The organism is Herbaspirillum sp. 1173, assembly GCF_031455335.1.
Classification (GTDB): domain Bacteria; phylum Pseudomonadota; class Gammaproteobacteria; order Burkholderiales; family Burkholderiaceae_D; genus Herbaspirillum; species Herbaspirillum huttiense.
On the sequence record NZ_JAVDSP010000001.1, the window covers coordinates 1,677,669 to 1,701,661 of the forward strand.

The 23,993-nt window shown below is 62.9% G+C and carries 21 protein-coding genes and 2 tRNA genes; 5 read left to right on the forward strand and 18 right to left on the reverse strand.

The genetic code is table 11. The features are described 5' to 3' along the window. Positions 1 to 22: 22 nt before the first annotated feature. Together J2X56_RS07475 and J2X56_RS07480 are read left to right on the forward strand one after the other, a co-directional pair. Complete coding sequence (locus J2X56_RS07475; RefSeq protein WP_252695237.1) at positions 23 to 1,516, forward strand: DUF1800 domain-containing protein; 1,494 nt, start codon at positions 23 to 25, stop codon at positions 1,514 to 1,516. A 15-nt stretch (positions 1,517 to 1,531) separates the two neighbouring features. Beyond that, the gene (locus tag J2X56_RS07480) at positions 1,532 to 2,851 is read left to right on the forward strand and encodes a DUF1501 domain-containing protein (RefSeq protein ID WP_310159248.1); all 1,320 of its coding nucleotides are present in this window, start codon (positions 1,532 to 1,534) and stop codon (positions 2,849 to 2,851) included. Between the two features lie 86 nt (positions 2,852 to 2,937). Here J2X56_RS07480 and iscX read toward each other — a convergent pair whose 3' ends face one another. From iscX to iscR, 9 genes are all read right to left on the reverse strand, one after another. Further along, positions 2,938 to 3,132, reverse strand: coding sequence for a Fe-S cluster assembly protein IscX (iscX, locus tag J2X56_RS07485; RefSeq protein WP_034331339.1), 195 nt, complete (start codon positions 3,130 to 3,132; stop codon positions 2,938 to 2,940). A gap of 45 nt (positions 3,133 to 3,177) precedes the next feature. Beyond that, positions 3,178 to 3,516: an ISC system 2Fe-2S type ferredoxin gene (gene fdx / locus J2X56_RS07490; protein ID WP_013235088.1), complete on the reverse strand. Its 339-nt coding sequence runs from the start codon at positions 3,514 to 3,516 to the stop codon at positions 3,178 to 3,180. A 55-nt stretch (positions 3,517 to 3,571) separates the two neighbouring features. After that, a complete protein-coding gene (gene hscA, locus J2X56_RS07495) occupies positions 3,572 to 5,437 on the reverse strand; it encodes a Fe-S protein assembly chaperone HscA (RefSeq protein WP_310159252.1) in 1,866 nt (621 codons plus the stop codon). Between the two features lie 45 nt (positions 5,438 to 5,482). After that, the gene (locus J2X56_RS07500; protein ID WP_121042131.1) at positions 5,483 to 6,109 is read right to left on the reverse strand and encodes a LysE family translocator; all 627 of its coding nucleotides are present in this window, start codon (positions 6,107 to 6,109) and stop codon (positions 5,483 to 5,485) included. Positions 6,110 to 6,122: 13 nt separating this feature from the next. Then, complete coding sequence (hscB, locus tag J2X56_RS07505) at positions 6,123 to 6,638, reverse strand: Fe-S protein assembly co-chaperone HscB (protein WP_121042133.1); 516 nt, start codon at positions 6,636 to 6,638, stop codon at positions 6,123 to 6,125. Between the two features lie 190 nt (positions 6,639 to 6,828). After that, entirely contained in the window at positions 6,829 to 7,152 is a 324-nt protein-coding gene (gene iscA / locus J2X56_RS07510) for an iron-sulfur cluster assembly protein IscA (protein WP_006712826.1), read from the reverse strand. A 54-nt stretch (positions 7,153 to 7,206) separates the two neighbouring features. Further along, entirely contained in the window at positions 7,207 to 7,605 is a 399-nt protein-coding gene (gene iscU, locus J2X56_RS07515; protein ID WP_034331342.1) for a Fe-S cluster assembly scaffold IscU, read from the reverse strand. An 81-nt stretch (positions 7,606 to 7,686) separates the two neighbouring features. Beyond that, a complete protein-coding gene (locus J2X56_RS07520; protein ID WP_034331343.1) occupies positions 7,687 to 8,940 on the reverse strand; it encodes an IscS subfamily cysteine desulfurase in 1,254 nt (417 codons plus the stop codon). A 17-nt stretch (positions 8,941 to 8,957) separates the two neighbouring features. Continuing rightward, positions 8,958 to 9,452, reverse strand: coding sequence for a Fe-S cluster assembly transcriptional regulator IscR (gene iscR, locus J2X56_RS07525; protein WP_034331344.1), 495 nt, complete (start codon positions 9,450 to 9,452; stop codon positions 8,958 to 8,960). Positions 9,453 to 9,790: 338 nt separating this feature from the next. Here iscR and J2X56_RS07530 point away from each other — a divergent pair, with 338 nt between their 5' ends. After that, on the forward strand, positions 9,791 to 10,558 hold the full coding sequence (locus J2X56_RS07530) for a FadR/GntR family transcriptional regulator (protein WP_121042135.1): 768 nt from the start codon (positions 9,791 to 9,793) through the stop codon (positions 10,556 to 10,558). A gap of 276 nt (positions 10,559 to 10,834) precedes the next feature. Then, positions 10,835 to 11,755: a 5-dehydro-4-deoxyglucarate dehydratase gene (gene kdgD / locus J2X56_RS07535; protein WP_088757000.1), complete on the forward strand. Its 921-nt coding sequence runs from the start codon at positions 10,835 to 10,837 to the stop codon at positions 11,753 to 11,755. 157 nt (positions 11,756 to 11,912) lie between these two features. Here the strand turns inward: kdgD and J2X56_RS07540 are convergent, their stop codons facing one another. The 4 genes from J2X56_RS07540 to J2X56_RS07555 all read right to left on the reverse strand — a co-directional run bounded on the left by J2X56_RS07540 (position 11,913) and on the right by J2X56_RS07555 (position 18,169). After that, entirely contained in the window at positions 11,913 to 13,688 is a 1,776-nt protein-coding gene (locus J2X56_RS07540) for a methyl-accepting chemotaxis protein (RefSeq protein WP_310159257.1), read from the reverse strand. Positions 13,689 to 13,992: 304 nt separating this feature from the next. After that, positions 13,993 to 15,102, reverse strand: coding sequence for a beta-propeller fold lactonase family protein (locus J2X56_RS07545; protein ID WP_121042139.1), 1,110 nt, complete (start codon positions 15,100 to 15,102; stop codon positions 13,993 to 13,995). 81 nt (positions 15,103 to 15,183) lie between these two features. Continuing rightward, positions 15,184 to 16,752 carry a galactarate dehydratase gene (gene garD, locus J2X56_RS07550; protein WP_121042141.1) on the reverse strand — a complete coding sequence of 523 codons (1,569 nt, stop codon included), beginning with the start codon at positions 16,750 to 16,752 and terminating at the stop codon, positions 15,184 to 15,186. 76 nt (positions 16,753 to 16,828) lie between these two features. Next, on the reverse strand, positions 16,829 to 18,169 hold the full coding sequence (locus tag J2X56_RS07555; protein WP_310159259.1) for an MFS transporter: 1,341 nt from the start codon (positions 18,167 to 18,169) through the stop codon (positions 16,829 to 16,831). 344 nt (positions 18,170 to 18,513) lie between these two features. Here J2X56_RS07555 and J2X56_RS07560 point away from each other — a divergent pair, with 344 nt between their 5' ends. Then, the gene (locus tag J2X56_RS07560) at positions 18,514 to 19,572 is read left to right on the forward strand and encodes a permease (protein WP_134136114.1); all 1,059 of its coding nucleotides are present in this window, start codon (positions 18,514 to 18,516) and stop codon (positions 19,570 to 19,572) included. Between the two features lie 6 nt (positions 19,573 to 19,578). On the opposite strand, the gene mnmH is transcribed toward J2X56_RS07560, so the two are convergent. From mnmH to J2X56_RS07585, 5 genes are all read right to left on the reverse strand, one after another. Continuing rightward, positions 19,579 to 20,670, reverse strand: a complete 1,092-nt coding sequence (gene mnmH, locus J2X56_RS07565; RefSeq protein ID WP_310159261.1) for a tRNA 2-selenouridine(34) synthase MnmH — start codon at positions 20,668 to 20,670, stop codon at positions 19,579 to 19,581. After that, on the reverse strand, positions 20,670 to 21,704 hold the full coding sequence (gene selD, locus J2X56_RS07570) for a selenide, water dikinase SelD (protein ID WP_134222881.1): 1,035 nt from the start codon (positions 21,702 to 21,704) through the stop codon (positions 20,670 to 20,672). The genes mnmH and selD overlap by 1 nt, the downstream gene beginning before the upstream one ends. A gap of 237 nt (positions 21,705 to 21,941) precedes the next feature. Beyond that, positions 21,942 to 22,017 (reverse strand) — tRNA-Asn (locus tag J2X56_RS07575). A 180-nt stretch (positions 22,018 to 22,197) separates the two neighbouring features. Further along, positions 22,198 to 22,273 (reverse strand) — tRNA-Asn (locus J2X56_RS07580). Positions 22,274 to 22,400: 127 nt separating this feature from the next. After that, complete coding sequence (locus J2X56_RS07585; RefSeq protein ID WP_121042151.1) at positions 22,401 to 23,618, reverse strand: amino acid aminotransferase; 1,218 nt, start codon at positions 23,616 to 23,618, stop codon at positions 22,401 to 22,403. Positions 23,619 to 23,993 lie beyond the last annotated feature (375 nt).

The following is a 23,993-nucleotide window of genomic DNA, read 5'->3' on the forward strand; positions in this document are numbered from 1 at the left end:
TCCTTCACGTTCAGCCTGGCTGATGCTGGCACTGGTTGCCTGCACCTTGGGGCAGGCCCAGGCGGCTGGACCGACTTCCGCCAGTGCCCCGCTGTCGGAACAGGAGCGCGCCCTGCACGTACTCAACCGGCTCGCCTATGGCCCGCGTCCCGGCGATCTGGAGCAGGTGGAGCGCATGGGCGTGAAGCGCTACATCGACCAGCAACTGCATCCCGAGCGCATCCCCCTGCCCGATGACTTGCAGGCGCGCCTGGCGGCGCTGCCGGGGCTGCAGATGACGCCGGCACAGTTGTTCGTCGACTATGGCCCGCCCTCCTTCGACCGCAGCGCCAGCAAGGAAGAGCAGCAGGCCGCGCGCCAGCGCGCGCCGCGCGAACTGACGCCGCAATTCCACATGGCGCGGCTGCTGCAGGCCAGCGAAAGCCCGCGCCAGCTGGAAGAAGTCATGACGGAATTCTGGGCCAATCACTTCAACGTCTTCGAAGGCAAGGAGTGGGTGCGCTACTGGGTGGGCGACTATGAAAAGAACGCCATCCGCCCCTATGCCCTGGGCAACTTCCGCGATCTGCTGGGGGCGGTGGCGCATCATCCGGCGATGCTCTACTACCTCGACAACTGGCTCTCCAGCGGTGCCGGCACGCCCGGTGCGCGCGGGCGTTTCAAGGGGCTCAACGAGAACTACGCACGCGAGCTGATGGAGCTGCATACGCTGGGCGTAAATGGTGGCTATCAGCAGGCCGACGTGATCACGCTGGCGCGCATTCTCTCCGGCTGGACCATCGATGTGGACGCCATGAAGGCCGGTGCCTCGCCCTTCCGCTTCGCCGCGCAACGGCATGACAACGGCCCCAAGATCTTCCTCGGCAAACCGCTGCAGGCGAGCGGCTATCAGGAAGGAGAGGCGGCGCTGGACATCCTGGCCAATCATCCGTCGACGGCACGCTTCATCTCGACCCAGCTGGTGGAATACTTCGTCGCCGACCAACCCGATCCGGCGCTGGTGAACAAGCTGGCGCAGAAATTCCTGGCCAGCCATGGCGATATCCGGGCCGTGTTGCAGACCCTGTTCGACAGTCCGCAATTCTGGGCCCGCAGCAATTACCAGACGCAATTCAAGACGCCGTACCAGTTTGTGGTCTCGGCCCTGCGCGCGGGTGATATTCCGGTGCGCAATCCCAAGCCGGTCAATGGCGAACTGGGGCAATTCGGCATGCCGCTGTATGGCTGGCTCACGCCCGAGGGCTACAAGTATTCGCAGGCGGCCTGGCTCAATCCCGGCGCGCTGCTGCGGCGGATCAATCTGGCCGGCAACCTGGCCAGCGGCAAGTCGCCGATCGCCCGCGTGGAAGGCGCGCCTGCGCCCTCCAATACGGAGGCTCCGCCGCTGGACGCAGCGGCCTTGCTGCGCACCCTCGGCCCGGCCATCACGCCGGCCACCGCCGCACAGATCAATGCCGCACCTGAGAACCAGCGTGCAGGCCTGGTCCTGGGCAGTCCCGATTTCATGAAACGCTAACCGCTGGAGGCCAGCATGAACCGCCGCCATTTTCTCCGTTATCTGGGCGCTGCCGGCAGCGGCGCCATCCTGGTGCCGATCGGCTTGTCCGGCTGTGCTGTCGTGCCGACCGGCGACCAGACCATCAGCCGCAGCAACCACACGCCCGGCAAGGTGGCCTACGGCTCCCCTGCCCCGCGCGCGCATGCCCAGGGTGACGGTGCGCCGCGCATGGTGGTGGTGTTCCTGCGCGGGGCCGTCGATGGCCTCAACGTGGTGGTGCCGCATGGCGATCCGCTGTACTACCAGGCGCGTCCGACCATTGCGGTGGCACGTCCCGGCCAGGCCAACGGCGCGCTGGACCTGACCGGTTACTTCGGTTTGCATCCGGCGCTGCAGCCGCTGATGCCGTACTGGGAAAGCGGGCAGTTGACCTTCGTGCATGCATCGGGTTCGCCCGATGGCTCGCGCTCGCACTTCGAAGCGCAGGACTATATGGAAACCGGCACACCCGGCCAGCACAGCACGCGCGATGGCTGGCTCAACCGGGTGATGGATTACCTGCCGCCGGCCGAGTCGCCACTGCAGGCCATCAACGTCGGCAGCGCCACGCCGCGCATCCTGAGCGGCCACAACGTGGCGGCCAATCTGCAGACCGGGCGCGATGCCACGCGTCCGAGCATGATTGACCAGCCGCGCTGGAGCCAGGTCTTCGATCCGCTGTATGGCGGTGATGATGCGCTGGGCAAGGCCTATCGCGATGGCATGGCCGCGCGCAAGCAGCTCATGGCCGAGATCAACAGCCAGGAGCAGCAGATGGCCAACAACGGCGCGCCGCTGCCCAATGGGCTCTCCATGGATACGGCACGCTTGGGCCGGCTGATGCGGCATGATCCGCGCATCCGCCTGGCCTTCCTGGCCGTGGGGGGCTGGGATACGCACATTGCACAAGGCAACGGGACCGGCCAGTTAGCCGGGCGTCTGTCGCCGCTGGCCACGGGCCTGGCCACGCTGGCGCGTGAACTGGGGCCAGCCTTCAATGACACGGTGATCGTGGTGATGTCCGAATTCGGCCGCACCTTCAAGGAGAATGGCAACGGCGGGACCGATCATGGCCACGGCAATGCGATGTGGCTGATGGGGGGCAATCTGCGCGGCGGCAAGATTTATGGTCAGTGGCCGGGGCTGAATCAGACAGCCTTGAACGAGGGGCGCGACCTGGCGATCACGACGGATTTCCGGGCGGTCTTGTGTGCGCTGTCGGAGCGGCATATGCGCATCCCGGATCAGGCATTGGAGAAAATTTTTCCACAATATGCTGCGGGGGCAAGAGGGATTCCTGATCTCTTCGTCTGATATTTTGCAGAGATCGCAGATACGTCAAACGTAAAAAAACCGCATCGAATCGATGCGGCTTTTCGCTTTTACCGCAGCTGTCCGAGTCATTCCGCCTCGGCAATCCACGCTGCCTGAATGGCTTCCAGAATGCGCTCACCAGAGCGATTGGGATCATCCTCAAACCCCTCCAGCTCCATCACCCAACGATGCAGGTCGGTAAAGCGGATGGTCTTGGGATCGACCTCGGGAAACTTGTCGTAGAGTTCCTCGGCGATCTGCTGGGTATCAGTCCATTTCATGTCAGTCTCCCCGGTGCCATGGCACCGAACGAAAACCTCGGAAGATCAGTGATTCTCCGAAGCGTGGTTGATGGTGTACTTGGGGATTTCGACGGTCAGGTCGTCTTCGCCCAGCACCACCTGGCAAGACAGGCGGGACGTCGCTTCCAGGCCCCAGGCCATGTCCAGCAGGTCTTCTTCCTTGTCGGTCGGATCATCGAGGGTCTCGAAACCTTCGCGGATGACCACGTGGCAGGTGGTACAGGCGCAGGACTTTTCGCAGGCGTGCTCGATGTCGATGTCGCTGTCCAGCAGCGCATCGCACAGGGTCTTGCCGGCGGGGGCATCGATCACCGAGCCTTCAGGGCAAAGGACCGGATGGGGGAGGATGACGATCTGGGGCATGGTGGCTCTCGTGTCTTGTCTATCGTGTCTACAGTATTCGGGGTGACGACATCGCTTACGCGACTTCGTCCAGTTTCTTGCCGGCCAGCGCGGCGTGGACGCTGCGGTCCATGCGCCGTGCGGCGAATTCTTCCGTGCCATGCGCCAGCGCATCCACCGCCGCCTTGATGGCGAGGTGATCCGCACCTTGCGCGGCGGCCGTCACGGCTTCGATCTGCGCTTCGATGGCCACGCGCTCTTCTTCCGACAGCAGCGCGGCATCGGCCTGCAGGGCCGAACGGGTGGCCAGGACGATGCGCTCGGCTTCGACCTGTTCTTCGCGCAGGGCGCGGCGTTGCATGTCTTCATCGGCCGAGCTGAAGGATTCCTGCAGCATGCGGGCGATTTCATCGTCACCCAGGCCATACGAAGGCTTGACGGTGATGGAGGCTTCCACGCCCGAGGTCATCTCGCGCGCCGACACGGCCAGCAAGCCATCGGCATCGACCTGGTAGGTCACGCGGATGCGCGCCGCACCGGCGGCCATCGGCGGAATGCCGCGCAGCTCGAAGCGGGCCAGTGAACGGCAGTCGGCCACCAGCTCACGCTCGCCCTGCACCACGTGGATCGCCATGGCGGTCTGGCCATCCTTGAAGGTGGTGAATTCCTGGGCCCGGGCACAGGGGATGGTGGAATTGCGCGGGATGACCTTCTCGGCCAGGCCACCCATGGTCTCGATGCCCAGCGACAGCGGGATCACGTCCAGCAGCAGCCAGTCGTCACCCGGCGCACGGTTGCCGGCCAGCAGGTTGGCCTGCACGGCCGCACCCAGCGCCACCACCTTGTCGGGGTCGATATTGGACAGCGGATTGGTCTTGAAGAACTCGCCCACCGCACGGCGGATGTGCGGCATGCGGGTAGCACCGCCGACCAGCACCACGCCATCCACGTCTTCCACCGTCAGGCTGGCATCGCGCAGGGCCTTGCGTACCGGCGCCATGGTCTTGGCGACCAGGTGCTGGGTGATCTCGTTGAATTGTGCGGCGGTAATCGACAGGTGCACTTCTTCGCCGGACTTGAGCACGGCATCGATCTGTACTTCATCCTTGGTGGAGAGCAGCTCCTTGACTTCGCGCGCCTTGACCATCAGGAGGCGCGTGTCTTCATCCGACAGCGGCTGCAGTTGCGCCTCGTGGCTGATCCAGCAGAACAGGCGATGATCGAAATCATCCCCGCCCAAGGCCGAATCGCCGCCTGTCGCCAGCACTTCGAAGACGCCGCGCGTGAGCTTGAGGATGGAAATATCGAAGGTACCGCCACCCAGGTCATAGACCGCGAAGATCCCTTCGGAGGCATTGTCCAGGCCGTAGGCGATCGCGGCCGCCGTCGGTTCATTGAGCAGGCGCAGGACATTGAGACCGGCCAGTTGCGCCGCGTCCTTGGTGGCCTGGCGCTGGGCATCATCGAAGTAGGCAGGCACGGTGATGACAGCACCCACCAGGTCGTCGCCCAGGGCATCTTCAGCGGTCTGGCGCAGTGTGGCCAGGATCTGGGCCGAGACTTCCACCGGGCTCTTCACGCCGGCCACGGTCTTGATCTGCACCATGCCGGGCTGGTCCTGGAAGTCATAGGGCATGTTCTCGGCGTGGGCGATGTCCTTGAGGCCACGGCCCATGAAACGCTTGACCGAGACGATGGTATTGCGCGGATCAATGGTCTGCGCGGCCTGGGCCTTGTAGCCGATGTTGGCATGGCCGTTGGGCAGGTAGCGCACGATCGAGGGCAGCAGCACGCGGCCGTCATCATCGGCCAGGACTTCGGGAATGCTGTTGCGTACGGTCGCCACCAGCGAATTGGTGGTGCCCAGGTCGATGCCGACGGCCAGACGACGCTGGTGTGGCGCGGTGGACATGCCCGGTTCGGAAATCTGCAGTAAAGCCATAAGGTGTGGACTCGTCGTGGAGCGTTGGGGCGAAGTGACTCGCCGTTATTCAGGTAAGGCCATCCGGATGCCCAGGCCGATGAAGGCACAGCCTGCCAGGCGATTCAGATGAACGGAAGCGGAAGCGCGACGGCGGAAGACCGCACCGACGGCACCGGAAAAGAGCGCGATGGCGCTGAAGATGACGAAGGCCTGGACAATGAACACCAGCGCCAATATCAGCATCTGCAGTGCTTCATGACCAGCCTCGCGCTGCACGAACTGCGGCAGGAAAGCGATGAAGAACAACGTCACCTTCGGGTTGAGCATATTGGCCAGCACGCTCTGCCAATAGATGCGGCGCAGCGGGACCGCCGCAGCGCCCTGCCCGTCTGCCGACATCGCGATGCCGCTGGAAGCCGAACGCAACGTGCGCACACCCAGATAGGCCAGATAGGCGGCACCCGCGTATTGCAGCGCGTGGTAGGCCGGCGGATAAGCCTTGATGAGGGCAGCAAAACCCAGCACGGCCAGCAGCGTATGAAAGATCAGTCCCGAACAGAACCCGGCAGCAGCCACAAGCCCGGCCTTGCGCCCTTGGGCGATGCCGCGCGTGAGCACGTAGATGTTGTCCGGACCCGGTGCCAGGGTCAGCGTCATCGCGGCCAGCAGGAACAGGAACAGATCGGGCATCGTGCGTCTCCGGTCAGCCTTCGATCAGGGCAAAGGCATCGCCGATCTCGGCCCCGAACTTGTCGAGGAACATCAGCTGGCGCACCAGCTTGCCGGCACCGGCGTAGTCGCCCACATCCAGCAGCGCTTCGATGCGCGCGATCTCGGCTTTCTTCTCGGTCAGCAGTTCGGTATTGAGCTGCTCCAGGGCATCGATGTCCTTGCCGGCCTTGGCGTCGTCGAGCGTCTCGCGCCATTCCATCTGCTGCATCAGGAAAGCGGGAGCCATGGCGGTGTTGGATTCGGTCTGCAGGTCTACGCCGTGCAGTTCGCACAGGTAGCGGGCGCGCTTCAACGGGTTCTTCAGCGTCTGGTAAGCCTCGTTGGCACGTGTGGCCCACTGCATGGCCACGCGCTTTTCGGCATCGCTGGCGTGTGCGAACTTGTCCGGATGCGCCTGGCCCTGCACGCTGTGGAAAGCCTGCTCCAGCGCCTTCTGGTCGATGGCGAAACGTTGCGGCAGCTGGAACAGATCGAAGTGGTTTTGCATGGCTGAAAAATAAAAAGCCTGTCGGACTGCAACAGGCTTGGCACATCAGGGACGGCGGACGGTGACCAGGTCGGCCCCGCAGGGAGCAATCACGAGGCCCTCACAGGGCTATCACGGTCCGGCTAAGCACTGGGGCCGCCTGCACCACAAAGCCGGTACGACGGCATCGACAAGAAACTGAAGATCCAGGTCAGATGCGGAAGCTTTCGCCGCAGCCACATTCATCCTTGACGTTCGGATTCTGGAACTTGAATCCTTCGTTCAGTCCCTCCCGGGCGAAGTCCAGCTCGGTACCATCGATGTAGGGCAAGCTCTTGGGATCGACGAAGACGCGCACGCCATGCGACTCGAAGACGGTGTCTTCGGACGATTGTTCATCCACATACTCCAGCTTGTAGGCCAGGCCGGAGCAGCCGGTGGTGCGCACACCCAGGCGCAGGCCGATGCCCTTGCCACGGCGCTCCATGTAGCGGCTGATGTGTTTTGCTGCCTTCTCTGTCAACGTGATTGCCATGATGCTTGCCTTACGAAATCGAAAACGGCCTTGCTGTCCTGCCCGTCAAGCCGCTCAGGCGGCTTGCTGCTGTTCGCCGTGCTTGGCCTTGTAGTCCTGCACGGCAGCCTTGATGGCGTCTTCGGCCAGGATCGAGCAGTGGATCTTCACCGGCGGCAGGGCCAGTTCTTCAGCGATCTGGGTGTTCTTGATGGACAGGGCTTCGTCCAGAGTCTTGCCCTTGACCCATTCGGTCACCAGCGACGACGAAGCGATGGCCGAACCGCAGCCATAGGTCTTGAACTTGGCATCCTGAATGACGCCATCCGCGCCCACCTTGATCTGCAGCTTCATCACGTCGCCGCAGGCCGGCGCGCCGACCATGCCGGTGCCCACGGTGTCGTCGCCCTTTTCGAAGGCGCCGACGTTGCGGGGGTTTTCATAGTGGTCGAGTACTTTTTCGGAATAAGACATGTTCTTTGCTCCCTAGATGATGGTTTCGGCCATCGCCCCTGCCCTGCTGCGGCTGCTGGCGATGGCTGGCAGAATCCTGGTTTAGTGGGCCGCCCACTGGATGGTGGACAGGTCCACGCCGTCCTTGTACATGTCCCACAGCGGGGACAGCTCGCGCAGCTTGCCGACCTTGCTCTTGATCAGCTCGATGGTGAAATCGATATCTTCCTCGGTGGTGAAGCGGCCGATGGTGAAGCGGATCGAGCTGTGCGCCAGTTCGTCGCTGCGGCCCAGGGCGCGCAGCACGTAGGACGGCTCCAGGCTGGCCGAGGTGCAGGCCGAACCGGACGAAACGGCGATGTCCTTGATGGCCATGATCAGCGATTCACCTTCCACGTAGTTGAAGCTCACGTTCAGGTTGTGCGGCACGCGATGATCCATGTCGCCGTTGATGTAGGTCTCTTCGATCTCTTGCAGGCCCTTGGCCAGGCGATCGCGCAGCGCGCGGATGCGGGACAGCTCGCTGTCCATTTCTTCACGCGCCAGGCGGAAGGCTTCACCCATGCCCACGATCTGGTGGGTAGCCAGGGTGCCCGAACGCAGGCCGCGCTCGTGGCCACCGCCGTGCATCTGCGCTTCGATGCGCACGCGCGGCTTGCGGCGCACATACAGCGCACCGATACCCTTGGGGCCGTAGCTCTTGTGAGCCGAGAAGCTCATCAGGTCGACCTTCCAGTTCTCCAGGTCGATCTTGACCTTGCCGGTCGCCTGGGCGGCGTCGCTGTGGAAGATGATGCCCTTGGAGCGGCAGAACTCGCCGATTTCCGGCACCGGCTGGATCACGCCGATTTCATTGTTCACCAGCATGACCGACACCAGGATGGTATCCGGACGCACGGCGGCAGCGATCTGCTCGACCGTGACCAGGCCATTGTCCTGGGGCTGCAGGTAGGTGGCTTCGAAGCCCACGCGTTCCAGCTCGCGGAAGGTATCCAGCACCGCCTTGTGCTCGGTCTTGACGGTGATGATGTGCTTGCCCTTGGACTTGTAGAACTGCGCCGCGCCCTTGATGGCCAGGTTGTTGCTCTCGGTGGCACCGGAGGTCCAGATGATCTCGCGCGAATCCGCGTTGACCAGCTTGGCCACTTCTTCACGCGCCTCTTCCACGGCCTTTTCAGCAGTCCAGCCGTACATGTGGCTGCGCGAAGCGGGGTTGCCGAACTGCTCGCGCAGGTAGGGAATCATCTTGTCGGCCACGCGCGGATCGACCGGGGTGGTCGCCGAGTAGTCCATGTAGATCGGGAAGTGCGGAGCCTTGATGGTCTCCAGCAGGCTTTTTTCCAGGGGTGCGTTCATAAGGTCCTTGCTCCAAATCAGGCTGCGGCTTGCGGGCGGTGCATCACCACCACGCTCTGCGAGTCGGCGGCACGGTGTTCGGCCGCCTTGGGTTCTTTTTGCTGGTCCACCAGGTCCTGGAGGGATACCGAATCCAGGTACTCGACCATCTTCTCGTTCAGGGTGGACCACAGCTCATGCGTCATACAGCGTGCGCCGCCCGGATGCGCCGCGCTGTGGCAATTTTCCTTGCCACCGCACTGGGTTGCATCCAGGGGTTCGTCCACCGCGATGATGATGTCGGCGACCGACACGTCAGCCGCCTTGCGGGCGAGATTGTAACCACCGCCGGGCCCCCTCACGGACTCGACGATCTGGTGACGCCGCAACTTGCCGAACAACTGCTCCAGATATGATAAAGAAATTTCCTGGCGCTCGCTGATGGCCGACAGCGTGACGGGGCCCTTGCCCTGGCGCAAAGCCAGGTCAATCATCGCAGTCACGGCAAAACGGCCTTTGGTGGTAAGACGCATGAAGTTCGCTCCAGAAACAAATGCACCGGCGGGGCCGGTTACCCTGAATTCCCGAATATTTGAGTCAAGTATAGCAAACCCGAGTAATTCTGTCAGGTACCCTGCCTTTTCCTTCATATCGGCCAAAACCCGGCCTGGCGCAAGCCGTCGACAAATTCACCTGAAACTTGTCTGACCTCTTGCGCAAAGTGCGCTACTCTCACGGCTACGGCTGGTCCTGGCGTCGTAGCGGCTTATCGATCTGGTAAGATGGCGCGACTATGTTCACCCCGCCTGATGCGGACCGATCACAACCATTCACAATCCGGTCTGCCAGCGCTCCCGAGAAATAAAACGATATGGATGTAAGCGATACCCCCAACCCGCTGCTGCGCCCGCGCCGCAAGCCCCAGAGCCTGTCGCAGGAAGTGGTGGCGGCGCTGACCGCAATGATCTCCAACGGCAGCCTCAAGCCGGGCGACAAGCTGCCCACCGAATCCGAGATCATGCAGACCCAGGGCGTCTCGCGCACCGTGGTGCGTGAAGCCATCTCGCGCCTGCAGGCGGCCGGACTGGTGGAAACGCGGCACGGCATCGGCACCTTCGTGCTGGAGGTCAAGAAGGGTTCCAACATCAACATCGACCCGGCCACCATCACCACCATGCGCGACCTGCTGGCGCTGCTGGAGCTGCGCATCAGCCTGGAGACCGAAACCGCCGGCCTGGCCGCATCGCGCCGCAGCGATGCCCAGCTGCAGGAAATCCGCGAGGCGCTGGACCTGTTCCACGCCAACCAGAAAAGCGGCGGCGACACCGTGGGCCCGGACTTCCGTTTTCACTTCGCCATCGCCAACGCCACCGGCAACCGCTATTTCATCGAGATCATCAGCCATCTCGGCATGGGCGTGATCCCGCGCAAGCGCATCAATACCGCCGAGCTGGCGCATGACCAGCAGGCCAGCTACCTGGAGCGGGTACAGCGCGAGCACGAAGACATCTATGAGGCGATCGCCCGCGGCGATGCTGAAGCCGCCCGCGCCGCCATGCGCAATCACCTCACCAACAGCCGCGAGCGCCTGCGCCGCGCGCAGCAGGAAGCTGAATCGGGCACCGCCGGCAACGCCTGATCCCGCGCAAGTCCGGCCGGCCCGTGCTGCACGGACCGGCCGCTTCCGTTCCCTCCCCCTCTTCAGCAAGCCTCCGCCATCCGACGATCTCCTCGGCCCGGCCGGCCGGGAATCCCGCCCTCCACCCTGCGCAAACCATCACAACAAAGTACTGGCTTTCTGAAATCTTATGTTGTACGATGACTGATATCCTAATTGGATACAAGAAGATCAGAGACAACATTCATCCTATTTGCCTCGTTTTCCAACCCATTCCTAACGGCGTCGAGCGAAACCATGTCCCAGTACACACCCCAAGACCTCAAACAGATCCTCTCTTCCGGCCTGCTGTCGTTCCCGCTGACGGACTTCGACGAGCAAGGCGACTTCCGCCCCAAGACCTACATCGAACGTCTGGAATGGCTGGCGCCCTATGGCGCGAGCGCGCTGTTCGCCGCCGGTGGCACGGGTGAGTTCTTCTCGCTGGTCCCGGGTGAATATTCGGACATCATCCGCACCGCCGTCGACACCTGCCGCGGCAAGGTGCCCATCATCGCCGGCGCCGGCGGCTCCACCCGCGCGGCCATCGCCTACGCCCAGGAAGCCGAGCGCCTGGGTGCCCACGGCATCCTGCTGATGCCCCATTACCTGACCGAAGCCAGCCAGGACGGCATCGCGGCCCACGTGGAAGCGGTCTGCAAATCGGTCAACTTCGGCGTCATCATCTACAACCGTGCAGTCTGCAAGCTCAATGCCGAGACCCTGCAACGCCTGGCTGACCGCTGCCCCAACCTGATCGGTTTCAAGGACGGCATCGGCGAGATCGAACCGATGGTGCATATCCGCCGCAAGCTGGGTGACCGTTTCACCTACCTGGGTGGCCTGCCGACTGCGGAAGTCTACGCCGCCGCCTACAAGGCGCTGGGCGTGCCGGTCTATTCCTCGGCGGTCTTCAACTTCATCCCCAAGACCGCCGTCGAGTTCTATCAGGCCATCGCCAAGGAAGACCACGACACCGTGGGCAAGCTGATCGATGACTTCTTCCTGCCCTACCTCGCCATCCGCAACCGCAAGGCCGGTTATGCCGTCTCCATCGTCAAGGCCGGTGCCAAGATCGTCGGCCACGATGCCGGACCGGTGCGTACGCCCCTGACCGACTGCACGCCGGAAGAGCACGAAGAACTGGCTGCACTGATCAAGAAGCTGGGTCCGCAATAAAGACTGCATGATCTGATCGGCAGTACCCGAGGGAGGGGCCGCAGGCAGCTGCGGCCCCTCCCTTTTTGGGCGATATGAAAGAAAGTGCAGGCCCTGGCCGAAAAAAAACCTCCGTGGCCTGAGCGACGGAGGTTTTCGTGAAGGGAAGCACCAATAATCAGAACTCTTCCCAATCCTGTGCATCGTCCTTGATGCGGCTGCCCGGCGCAGGCGGCGAGGCCTTGGCCGGCTTGGCAGGTGGCAGCTTGGGAGCAGCCTTCGGTGCAGCAGCAACGGGGGCGGGCGGCGCAGGCTTCAAGGCAGGCGCAGCGGGCGCAGCCGGGGCCGGCGGCGGTGCCATCGGTGCCGGGCGCGGCTTGGCCGCCGGGCTGGCCACCTGATGCGCATCGATCTTGAAGATGCTGACCGCGCCGACCAGATTGGTCGCCTGTGCCTGCAGCGATTGGGCCGCAGCGGCTGCTTGCTCCACCAGCGCAGCATTCTGCTGGGTCACTTCATCCATCTGGGTGATGGCACGGTTGACCTGCTCAATGCCGGTGCTTTGCTCACGGCTGGCTTCGGCGATTTCACCAACGATGTCAGTGACGCGCTGCACGCTGGTGACGACTTCACCCATGGTGGCACCGGCCTGTTCCACCAGCTGGCTGCCGGCTTCGACCTTCTCCACCGAGGCATCGATGAGCGACTTGATCTCCTTGGCGGCGGCGGCTGAACGCTGGGCCAGCGAGCGCACTTCCGAAGCCACCACGGCAAAGCCGCGCCCCTGCTCACCGGCACGGGCGGCTTCCACCGCGGCGTTGAGCGCCAGGATGTTGGTCTGGAAGGCGATGCCGTCGATCACGCTGATGATGTCCACGATCCTGCGCGAGGATTCATTGATGGCCTGCATGGTATCGACCACCTGCGATACCACTTCCCCGCCCTTGCTGGCGGTGGAGGACGCCGAATGCGCCAGCTGGTTGGCTTGCAGGGCATTGTCGGCATTCTGCTTGACGGTGCCGGTCAGCTGCTCCATGGAGGCCGCGGTTTCTTCCAGCGAGCTGGCCTGCTGCTCGGTGCGCGAGGACAGGTCCATGTTGCCGGCGGCGATTTCCTTGGCATTGGTATCGATGCTGTCCGAACTGCTGCGTACGCGCGAGACCGTGGTCAGCAGTGCCTGCTGCATGCTGCGGATGGCCGAGAACAGGCGGCCGATCTCGTTGTTGCTGTGGACGTCAACCTTGGTCGTCAGGTCGCCATTGGCCACCAGATCCAGCAGATGCACGGCGCGGTTCAGGGGCGTCAAGACGATGTTGCGCAGCAGGAAATGCACGCCGATGACCAGGAACATGGCGCCGATCAGGCCTGCGATCACCATCCAGACCACCATGCTGTACTCACGCTCGCGTTCTTCGGTGGCCACGTCGTTGATCTCGATGGCGCGCTTCTGGAAAGTATCCAATGCCTTCGAAAAGCGCGAGCCTGCCGGAGCGATGAATTTGTTGTTGAGCTGAGAATAGGCCGCAGCATCTCCGGTCTTGAGAATATCGCCGGCCTTCTTCAGCAACTCGTTCAAGGCCTTGCCCGATTCAAGCAGTTCAGTCTTGATGGCGGGATCCTCTCCCTCCAGAAGAGGCAACTTGGCAAACTCGTCCAGATACTTGAGGCTGCTCTCATAGGTCCGCGCAGCACTGGTGAAGGCGGCGTCAACCACTGCTGGCTCGCCCTTCTCCATCAGGACCGAATAAATCCGCCCCTGCGCAGAACGCGTGCGGGTGGTGTCCTTGTACGCATCATTGATGAGGATGACATGCTCGGCAATCTCATGCACAAAAACGGTGGCATGGTTGGCGCGGCCCAGCGCAAAGATGCCCACTGCAGCACCTACCACGATCATCACTGAAAACAGCGCAAGCGCGCTCATCAGGCTGAAGCGAACCGTCAGATTTCGCATTCCCTCTCTCCGCTTAATATTGATACAACACGTGAAATGAACAACATGGCGCAGACGATACAACACCGCGTCGCGCTTCATATCGGCGGCAAACCAACCAAAACTCCCCCAATTCCCGGTTAGGGCAGTCAGCAAATGTCCGTTTTCGCATTGTGCACCGGCAACACCCGGGGCTGGCTGTCCTGGATCAAGCCTGATTCATATGGCAGGGCACAGATGTGAAAAAGCTTGCCGAAATGACATTCGGCAAGCCCGAAAAACAACATATTGAGGTTTCTGAGGGTGAATCAAAACCCTTCAGGGATCAGCGTACGCCGGGCAAGTCGATGATCTCGACCCAGTTCGGATTGCGTCCGAGGGTGTAGCGGAAGACCGGCGTAAGCGCCCCGCTGTCGCGGTCGATGGCATAGCTGGTCAGCCCGGCCTTCTGCCCCACGGCCAGCAGGTAACGCCCTTGCGGATCGATGTTGAAGCCGCGCGGCTGGGTTTCGGTGGGAATGTTGAGGATGCGGGTGAGCTTGCCGCTGGCCGGGTCCACGCGATAAGCGCTGAGCGTGTTGGAGGCGCGCTCGGTGGCATAAAGAAAACGGCCATCCGGCGTCAGGTGCAGGTCGGCGGCCGCCAGCTGTTCACTGGTCTTGAAGCCTTCCGGCAAGGCCGAGTCGCTGGCCAGCAGGGTCAGGGTGCCGGACTGGCGATCGTAGGCGTAGGTGTTGACAGTGGCGTCCAGCTCATTGGTCGAATAGACGAAGCGCTGGTCCGGCGAGAACACGAAATGGCGCGGCCCGGCACCGGCCTTGGTGGCGACCGACGGCGGACTGTTGGGCGTGACGGTGCCGGTGGCCGGGTCGAAACGGTATTGCAGGATCACGTCGCTGCCCAGGTTGCTGGCAAAGACGAAAGCATTGTCAGGAGAAACCTGCACGGAATGCGCGTTCTTCCCGGTCGGGATCACCGCCAGCGGCGGGGCCTGCACGGTACCGTCCGTCCCGATGGCATTGACCGAGATCCTGTTGCCGGAGTAGGACGCGGCCAGCAGGTAGCGCCCGCTGCGGTCTGTGGCGACGTTGGCCATGTTGTCGGCCAGCGGCACCTTGGACAGCGCCTTGAGCTTGCCGCTGGCGGGATCAATGGCATAGCTCACCACCGAATACGGCTGGCCGCGCAACGCGGCATAGAGGAATTTGTGGTCCGGGCTCAGCGCCAGCGGCATCACGGTGCTGCCGGTATCGACCTTGTCGATCAGGTTGACGCTGCCATCGCCATTGAGCCGGAGCACGTAGATGTCCTGGCTGTCCGCATTGGAGACGTAGGCGACAGTGGCCGCACCGGCATGCGCGGCGGCCAGGCTGAGGACTGAAGTGGCAATCAAGGTGGCGAAGCGGGAAGAAGGTGAAGAAAGGGTGTTGCTCATGCGGTCTCCTGGCGAATCATCTTGTTGTTGTCATCACGATGGAACAAAAAAAAGGACCCGCAAGCGGGCCCCAAGGAAGGATCAGGTCACCGGCGCCGGATTGAACAGGGTCAGTGCATTGTGCAGCTTCCACTGTTCGGCCCAGGTGCGCTTCTTGCCGCTGGCCACGTCCAGCATCAGCTGGAACAGCTCCCAGCCGACCTGCTCGATGGTGGCCTCGCCGCTGGCGATGCGACCGGCGTTGACATCCATCAGGTCATGCCAGCGCCGCGCCAGGTCATTGCGGGTCGCGACCTTGATGACCGGCACAGCGGCCAGGCCATACGGCGTACCCCGGCCCGTGGTGAAGATATGAAGATTCATGCCGGCCGCCAGTTGCAAGGTGCCGCAGATGAAGTCCGAGGCGGGCGTGGCCGCATAGATCAGGCCCTTCTGCTGAAGCTTGTCGCCCGGCGAGAGCACGCCCGAAATCGGGCTGGAGCCGGACTTGACGATGGAGCCCATGGCCTTCTCGACGATGTTGGCCAAGCCGCCCTTCTTGTTGCCGGGGGTGGTGTTGGCGCTGCGGTCGACACCGCCCTGCTTCAGATAATTGTCGTACCAGTCCATCTCGCGGATCATGGCCTGGGCCACTTCCTCGTTGACCGCGCGCGAGGTCAGCTGGTCGATGCCGTCGCGCACTTCGGTCACTTCCGAGAACATCACCGAGGCGCCTGCGCGCACCAGCAGGTCGGTCGCAAAGCCCACTGCCGGGTTGGCCGTCACGCCCGAGAAGGCATCGCTGCCGCCGCACTGCACACCCACCACCAGGTCCGAGGCCGGGCAGGTTTCGCGGCGGCGCTTGTCCAGTTCGGTCAGGCGCGCCTCGGCCATCTTCATGATGGAATCGATCATGGAGTTGAAACCGACGTGTTCCGCATCCTGCAGGCAGACCACATAGGGCTCGCCGGCCTTGTGGATGGGGATCATGTTTTCCGGCAGCAGGCGGTTGGGCTGCAGCTTTTCGCAGCCCAGGCTCACCACCATGGCCTGGCCGCCGAAGTTGGGGTTCAGGCTGATGTTGCGCAGCGTACGGATGGGGATGCCGGCGTTGGGCGCATCGATGGCCACGCCGCAGCCATAGGTATGCTCCAGCGCCACCACGTCTTCCACATTGGGATACTTGGGCAGCAGCTCGGCGCGGATGCGCTTGACCGCATGCTCCACAACACCGGCCACGCATTGCACCGTGGTGGTGATGGCCAGCAGGTTGCGGGTGCCCACCGAGCCATCAGCGTTGCGATAGCCCTCGAAGGTATAGCCTTCCAGAGGCGGCTGCGGCGCCGGCTTTTTGGTGGCGATGGGCAGATTGTCGAGACCGCGCGCCGGGGGCATCTGCACCAGCGATTCCTCGATCCAGCTGCCCTTGGGGATGTCACGCACGGCGTAGCCGATGGCCACGTCATAACGCACGATGGCCTCGCCCTGCTTAAGATCGCGCAGCGCGATCTTGTGGCCCTGGGGCACGCGGTCGACGAGGGTCAGGCCGTCGGGGAAGACGGTGCCGGCAGGCAGGCCTCCGTCATTGACGACGATGGCGACATTGTCGGTGTCGTTCATCATGATGTAGCGCGGTGTGAATGCCTGGCTGGCGGCGGTATCGGTGCTCATGCTAAGTCCCATGCGACAGAATGCTGCAATTCAAATGAAGGGCGGCCACTGCAACAGCGGCCGCCCGTAAAACGGATCAGGCGTCCTTGAGTTCGACGCGCTTGATTTCCTTGACGATGACAAGATAGCTGATCACGGTCACCAGTGCATTGATGCCCACGAAGACCAGCGCACCGGAGAAGGAACCGGTCTCCTTGACGATATAGCCGATCACGATCGGGGTCGTGATGCCGGCCACATTGCCGAACATGTTGAAGAGGCCACCCGACAGGCCCACGATCTGCTTGGGCGCGGTATCGGCCACCACCGCCCAGCCCAGCGCGCCCACGCCCTTGCCGAAGAAGGCCAGGGCCATGATGCCCACCACCATCCACTGTGCATCGACGTAATTGCACAGGATCATGGTCATCGACAGCAGCATGCCGCCCACGATGGGGATCTTGCGCGCCCAGGTCACCGACATGCCGCTCTTGATCAGGCGGTCGGAGATCAGGCCGCCGACCACGCCGCCAATGAAGCCACACACCGCCGGGATCGAGGCCACGAAACCGGCCTTGAGGATGGACATGCCGCGCTCCTGCACCAGGTACACCGGGAACCAGGTCAGGAAGAAATAGGTGATCACGTTGATGCAGTACTGGCCGATGTAGACACCCAGCAGCATGCGGTTGGACAGCAACTGGCGGATGTAGCCTTTGCCCTTGGTGGAGGGGGCGGCGACCTTCTTGTTGTCCATATCGACCAGGCCGCCACCGGATTCGATGTGCTCCAGTTCAGCCGGGTTGATGCGCGGATGGTCCTTGGGACTGTAGATGATCTTGCCCCAGATTATGGCCAGCAGGATGCCGACCACGCCCATGACGGTGAAGACATGGTGCCAGCTGTAGGTGTGCACGATCCAGGCCATCAGCGGGGTGAAGATCACGGCCGCGAAATACTGTGCCGAATTGAAGATGGCCGAAGCGGTACCGCGTTCCTTGGTCGGGAACCAGGCGGCGACGATGCGGCCATTGGCCGGGAAGGACGGCGCTTCGGCCAGGCCCACCATGAAGCGCAGCAGGAACAGCGCGATCACGGCCGCACCCGTGCTCATCCACGTCACACCGGCCTGCAGGAAGGTGAAGAAAGACCACAGGGCAATGCTCCACATGTAGATCTTCTTGGAACCGAAGCGGTCCAGCAGCCAGCCGCCCGGCAGCTGGGCCAGCACGTAGGCCCAGCTGAAGGCCGAGAAGATGTAGCCCATGGTGACCGGGTCCAGCGACAGCTCGGTCTTCATGGCCGAACCGGCAATGGAAAGCGTGGCGCGGTCAGCGTAGTTGACGGTGGTGACGACGAACAGCAGGAACAGGATCAGGTAGCGGATATGGGTCGGCTTGCCGGCCGCTGCCCCGCTGTGGGTGTTGCTTTGCGCCAATTGGATTCTCCAGGTCTCTCGCCATCCGCTCCGCCTGGCCGGCCCCGAAGCGCCGCCGCAGGAACGCGGGCGGACTGGCATCGGGACTTGCCGGAAGTGTCTCTTGGCGTATTGTTGTGTGTTGGGGTGATTGTTATAAGACGTCATACAACAGCAAGCGCAGTATAACAGGACACGAAACGGACGCAAGCGGTGAATGTGAAGGAATCTGCACTTCCGGCCGCTGGCACGGGGCGACACGGTTGTCTGACATGTCCTTCTGGCGCACTGACGAAGTGGCGCGCGGCAGGTATCATGCGCGCACTCTCCTGCTCTCCCACTATTCTTTACCACCAGATCTTCCCATGACCTTCTCATCCTCCGCCTCGCGCAGCTCTTCTGCCTGGCTCAAGCCGCTGCTGTTCATCCTGGTGGCGGCCATCGGCCTCTACTATGTGAAGTGGTCGCCCTACTACCTGAAATCCTTCGTGGCCGCCGACAAGCACAGCATTGGCGCCTCCATCCTGGCCAATGCGCCCGCCGCCCCGTGGTCGGCTGCGCTGGAATATGCCACGGTCTACTTCCTGGCCATCTGGAAAGCCGCCGTGCTGGGTGTGCTGCTGGGTTCGCTGGTGCAGGTGCTGGTGCCGCGCGACTGGCTGCTGCGGGTGTTCGGCCGCGCCGGCCTCGGCTCGACCCTGCGTGGCGGCCTGTTCGCCCTGCCCGGCATGATGTGCAGCTGCTGCGCCGCACCGGTGGTGGCGGGCATGCGCCGCCAGCAGGTGTCGGTCGGGGCCGCGCTGGCCTTCTGGATCGCCAACCCGGTGCTCAATCCGGCCACGCTGGTGTTCATGGGCTTCGTGCTGGGCTGGCATTTTGCCGCGCTGCGTCTGGTGGCCGGCGTGCTGCTGGTAGTGGGTGTGTCGCTGATCGCGCAACGTGTGGCGCAGACCGAGACCCTGCCGCAGGCCGCCCTCGATGCGGTGGCCGCCGCCGAATATGAACCGATGGACGATGGCCGTCATTTCCTGGTCCGCTGGGGCAGCAAGCTGTGGCAACTGTTCTGGACCACGGCACCGGTCTACATCGTGGTGGTGCTGGCGCTGGGTGCGGCCCGGGTGTGGCTGTTCCCGCAGGTCGATGCCAGCATGGGCAACAGTCTGCTGTGGATCGTGGCGCTGGCGGTAGTGGGCACGCTCTTCGTGATTCCGACGGCCGCCGAGATCCCCATCGTGCAATCCATGCTTTCGCTGGGCATGGGCGTGGGGCCGGCCGTGGCGTTGCTGATGACCCTGCCCAGCATCAGCCTGCCGTCGCTGCTGATGCTGCGCAAATCCTTCACGCCGCGCGTACTCACGACCGTCACCCTGCTGACTATGCTCATCGGCGTGGTCAGCGGGCTGGTGGCGGTGGTGCTGCTGTAAATTAATTCAGGGCCGATACTGGCGCAGGAAGCCGACCACCTCGGTCTGCTGCCCTGCGAACAGCAGGCGGGAGCGCTTGGACTCCCGCTGGAAGGCATAGATGGGATCGTAGTATTCCGCCAGCAAGGCATCGATCCAGGCGCGGTGCAGGTCGACCACGCCGTCTTGTTCCTGGCGCGCCAGCGCCGTTTCCATCATCTGCAGCAGGCGGCGGTAGCGCTGGTCGCCGAGGCGCTTGACCAGCTTGCCCAATGCAGCAAGCAGATGCGCGCGATAGCGTTCAAACCCGTGGCGCGGATCCAGCGCCACGTATTCCTCGCACAGGCCACTGACGTAATCGCGCAGGATACGTTCCACGCGCCCTTCCCTGCTGTCTTCCAGCCACACCATGGGCAGGCTCTGCATGCGCTGGTGCAAGGCCAGCGGCAAGGCGCAGGCACCGATCAGGCGGCTCTCGTCTTCCAGCGCAAACCAGTGATGGCCCTGCGCTTGCAGTTTGATGAGGGCAATGGCCAGACGGTGTTCGAAATCGATGGGCGCTGGCTGCGGGCTGGCGCGCTTGCCGAAACTGGAGCCACGATGATTGGCGCAAGCCTCCAGGTCCAGCGCGTTGTCGAGCTGCAGCAGCACGTCGGTCTTGCCGCAGCCGGTCATGCCGCCCACCACCACGAAGGAACACTCCGCCAAAGCCTGATCGATGGCTTCCATCAGGAAGTGGCGCAACGCCTTGTAACCGCCGGCCACGCGCGGATAGGCAATGCCGGCTTCGCTCTTCAGCCACTGCTGCGTGATCTGCGAGCGCAGGCCGCCGCGGAAGCAATACAGGCAGCCTTCCGGATGCGCTTTTGCGAACGCCGCCCAAGCCGCAATCCGTTCGTCCTTCACCGCTCCGCTGACCAGTTGATGACCCAGTTCGATGGCCGACTGCTGGCCCTGCTCCTTGTAGCGCAGGCCGACCTGATGACGCTCGCTGTCATTCATCAGCGGCAGGTTCACCGCAGTCGGAAAGGCACCCTTGCCGAACTCCACCGGCGCCCGGGCATCCAGCATGGGCGTATCGGCGAGAAAGAGTTCGCGGCTGGGCTGCAGGTCGGTCATCAGAGCACCTCGACCGCGTAACGCTGTCGTTCCACCAGTTCGCCGATGGGGGCCAGTTCCAATCCGAGGGCAGCGGCAGTGGCCAGGAATTCCGGATTGGCTTCGGGCCGCACCGCCACCAGCAGGCCGCCGCTGGTCTGGGGATCGCACAGCAGGTTCTTCTGGGCTTCGCTGAGCGGGCTGATCTTGCTGCCGTAGCTCTCGACATTGCGCCCGGTGCCACCCGGCACGCAGCCTTCAGCCAGGTAGTAAGGCACGCCTGGCAGGCTGGGCACCAGCGCGTGCTGGATGCGTGCGCTCACGCCGCTGCCTTCGCACATTTCCACCAGATGGCCCAGCAGGCCGAAGCCGGTCACGTCGGTCATTGCGGCCACGCCCGCCAGCTTGCCGAAGCGGCTGCCGGGCTGGTTGAGCTGGCACATCCAGTCGCGCGCCGTGCCGACGTCTTCGGGGCGCAGCTTGCCCTTCTTTTCTGCGGTGGTGAGGATGCCGATGCCCAGCGGCTTGGTGAGGTAGAGCAGGCAGCCGGCACTGGCGGTGTCGTTGCGCTTCATGTGGCGCTTCTCGACCACGCCGGTCACGGCCAGGCCGAAGATGGGTTCCGGGGCATCGATGGAATGGCCGCCGGCCAGCGGGATGCCGGCCGCGTCGCAGGCGGCGCGGCCACCGCGCACGACTTCGCGTGCCACTTCCGGCGGCAGCACGTTGACCGGCCAGCCGAGGATGGCGATGGCCATGAGCGGATCGCCGCCCATGGCGTAGATGTCACTGATGGCATTGGTGGCGGCGATGCGGCCGAAGTCGAAGGGATCATCGACGATGGGCATGAAGAAATCGGTGGTCGAGACCACGCCACGCTCTTCATCGATGGCATAGACCGCAGCGTCATCGCGCGAGGCATTGCCAACCCAGAGTTTGGGATCGAGATGCTGGGCACCGCTGCCGGCCAGGATGACTTCCAGCACCTGCGGCGAAATCTTGCAGCCGCAACCGGCGCCATGGCTGTATTGGGTCAGACGAATGGGGTCGCTCATGGGAAAGTCCTGGCTGATCGGGGGATGCCGATTCTAGCAGCGTTTAATTGACAGGAAGTGAAACGGAAAAGGCCGGTAGCGACTGCTACGAGATGAAGACACGCCGGGCGAAGCAGATATCTGGTGAGCTAAAACCCAGCTCAACTGTGCTCGTTTCCAGCGCAGTGCGTGAGCATCACAAGATACGAAGCCAAAAACAAAAAAGCCCCGCAAGAAACTTGCGAGGCTTTCGTATTCTGGCTCCCCGACCTGGACTCGAACCAGGGACCTGCGGATTAACAGTCCGTCGCTCTACCGACTGAGCTATCAGGGATCAATTGAGGGCGCGATTATGAACGATTTTTTTCAGATTTACCAGAGTGTAAAACGAAAATTTTTTACATCGTTCTGCATCGTGGCGGCATAGCCCTGCCGCCCTTCGTATGAGACCAAAATACCAGCCTCACACTAATTGAAAAGGCCCCGCAATTGCTTGCGAGGCCTTCGCATTCTTTGGCTCCCCGACCTGGACTCGAACCAGGGACCTGCGGATTAACAGTCCGTCGCTCTACCGACTGAGCTATCAGGGAACAGCTGAGAAAAAGATTATGACGCGATTTTTACTTCATGTCAAAACTTTTTTCAGGGAAAGGCGCATTTTTTCATAGGAGAAAGCGCCCTGCGCGGCCCCTCCGAAGACGGGGCCGCGCATGCCAATTAGAGCACCTTGGCGATGGCGTCGACCACCACGTCGATGTTCTTGGTGTTGAGCGCAGCCACGCAGATGCGGCCGGTGTCGACGGCGTAGATGGAGAACTCGTTGCGCAGGCGATCCACCTGGGCCTTGGTCAGGCCCGAGTAGGAGAACATGCCGCGTTGCTTGATGACGAAGTCGAAGTCATGGCCCGGGGCCTTTTCCTTCAGCTTGGCCACCAGCAGCTGGCGCATTTCGCGGATGCGCACGCGCATCTCGGCCAGTTCGTCTTCCCACAGCTTGCGCAGTTCGGGCGACGCCAGGGCGGTCGCGACCACCTGGCCACCGTGGATCGGCGGGTTGGAGTAATTGGTACGCACCACACGCTTCAGTTGCGACAGCACGCGTGCCGCTTCTTCGGCGCTGGCCGCAGCGATCGACAGTGCGCCGACGCGTTCGCCGTACAGCGAGAAGGACTTGGAGAAGGAGTTCGACACGAACAGCGGTCCGCCGGCTTCAGCGAAGCGGCGCACCACCTGGCCGTCTTCGGCGATGCCGTCGCCAAAGCCCTGGTAAGCCATGTCCAGGAAGGGCACCAGGCCGCGCGAGGTCACCACTTCAATGACTTGCGTCCACTGGTCGTCGGTCAGGTCGGCACCGGTCGGGTTGTGGCAGCAGGCGTGCAGCAGCACGACCGAGCCGGCGCTCATGGACTTCAAAGCCTCCAGCATGCCGGCGAAGTTCACGCCACGGGTAGACGGATCGTAGTACGGATAGGCGTTGACCTTGAAGCCGGCCATCTCGAACAGGGCGCGGTGGTTTTCCCAGCTCGGATCGCTGATCCAGACTTCGGTACCGGCCGGCGAAAAGTGCTTCAGGAAGTCGGCACCCAGCTTCAGGGCACCGGTGCCGCCCAAGGCTTGCACGGTGATCGCACGCTTCTCGGTCACCACGGCACTGCCGGCACCGAAGACCAGCTCCTGTACGGCGCGGTCATAGGTGGCCAGGCCGTCGATGGGCAGGTAGGTACGCGGGGCCAGCTTGGCCGCCAGTTCCGCCTCGGCTTTCTTCACGCATTCCAGCAGGGGGACCTTGCCGTTGTCGTCGTAGTACACGCCCACGCCCAGGTTGGTCTTGGCCGGGTTCTGGTCGGCGTTGTAGGCTTCGGTCACGCCCAGGATGGGGTCGCGCGGCGCCATTTCGATGGCGGAAAACAGGGAGGCAGAGACAGGTGCGTTCATCGTGATAACATGAAAAGTTAGCTGCAACAAAGCGCTGCAGAAGGAAATGGGTGCACAGGGAGAGAATCGGATGTGCACCTTTTTGCAACACTGCATTCTAACAAATGTGGATGGCCAATCACAGACACAGACAGGCCCAATTGCCTGCTGAATCTGCATGACACCATGTTCTATCGACATAACCCCGATCTGCACCCACCCCGCGCCAGGCCGTCCGCCCCAGTGGATGAGCTGGCTCCTGACGCGGCTTTGCGTCCGGTTTGGCCGGCTGCTGAGGCGCAGATTGTGTCTTGAACTTCAGCATCCCGGCAGCATTTGATGAATATTCACGCCTCCACCTTGCCTGTGTGCAATGCCCCGCTTGCGGGCGTTGCC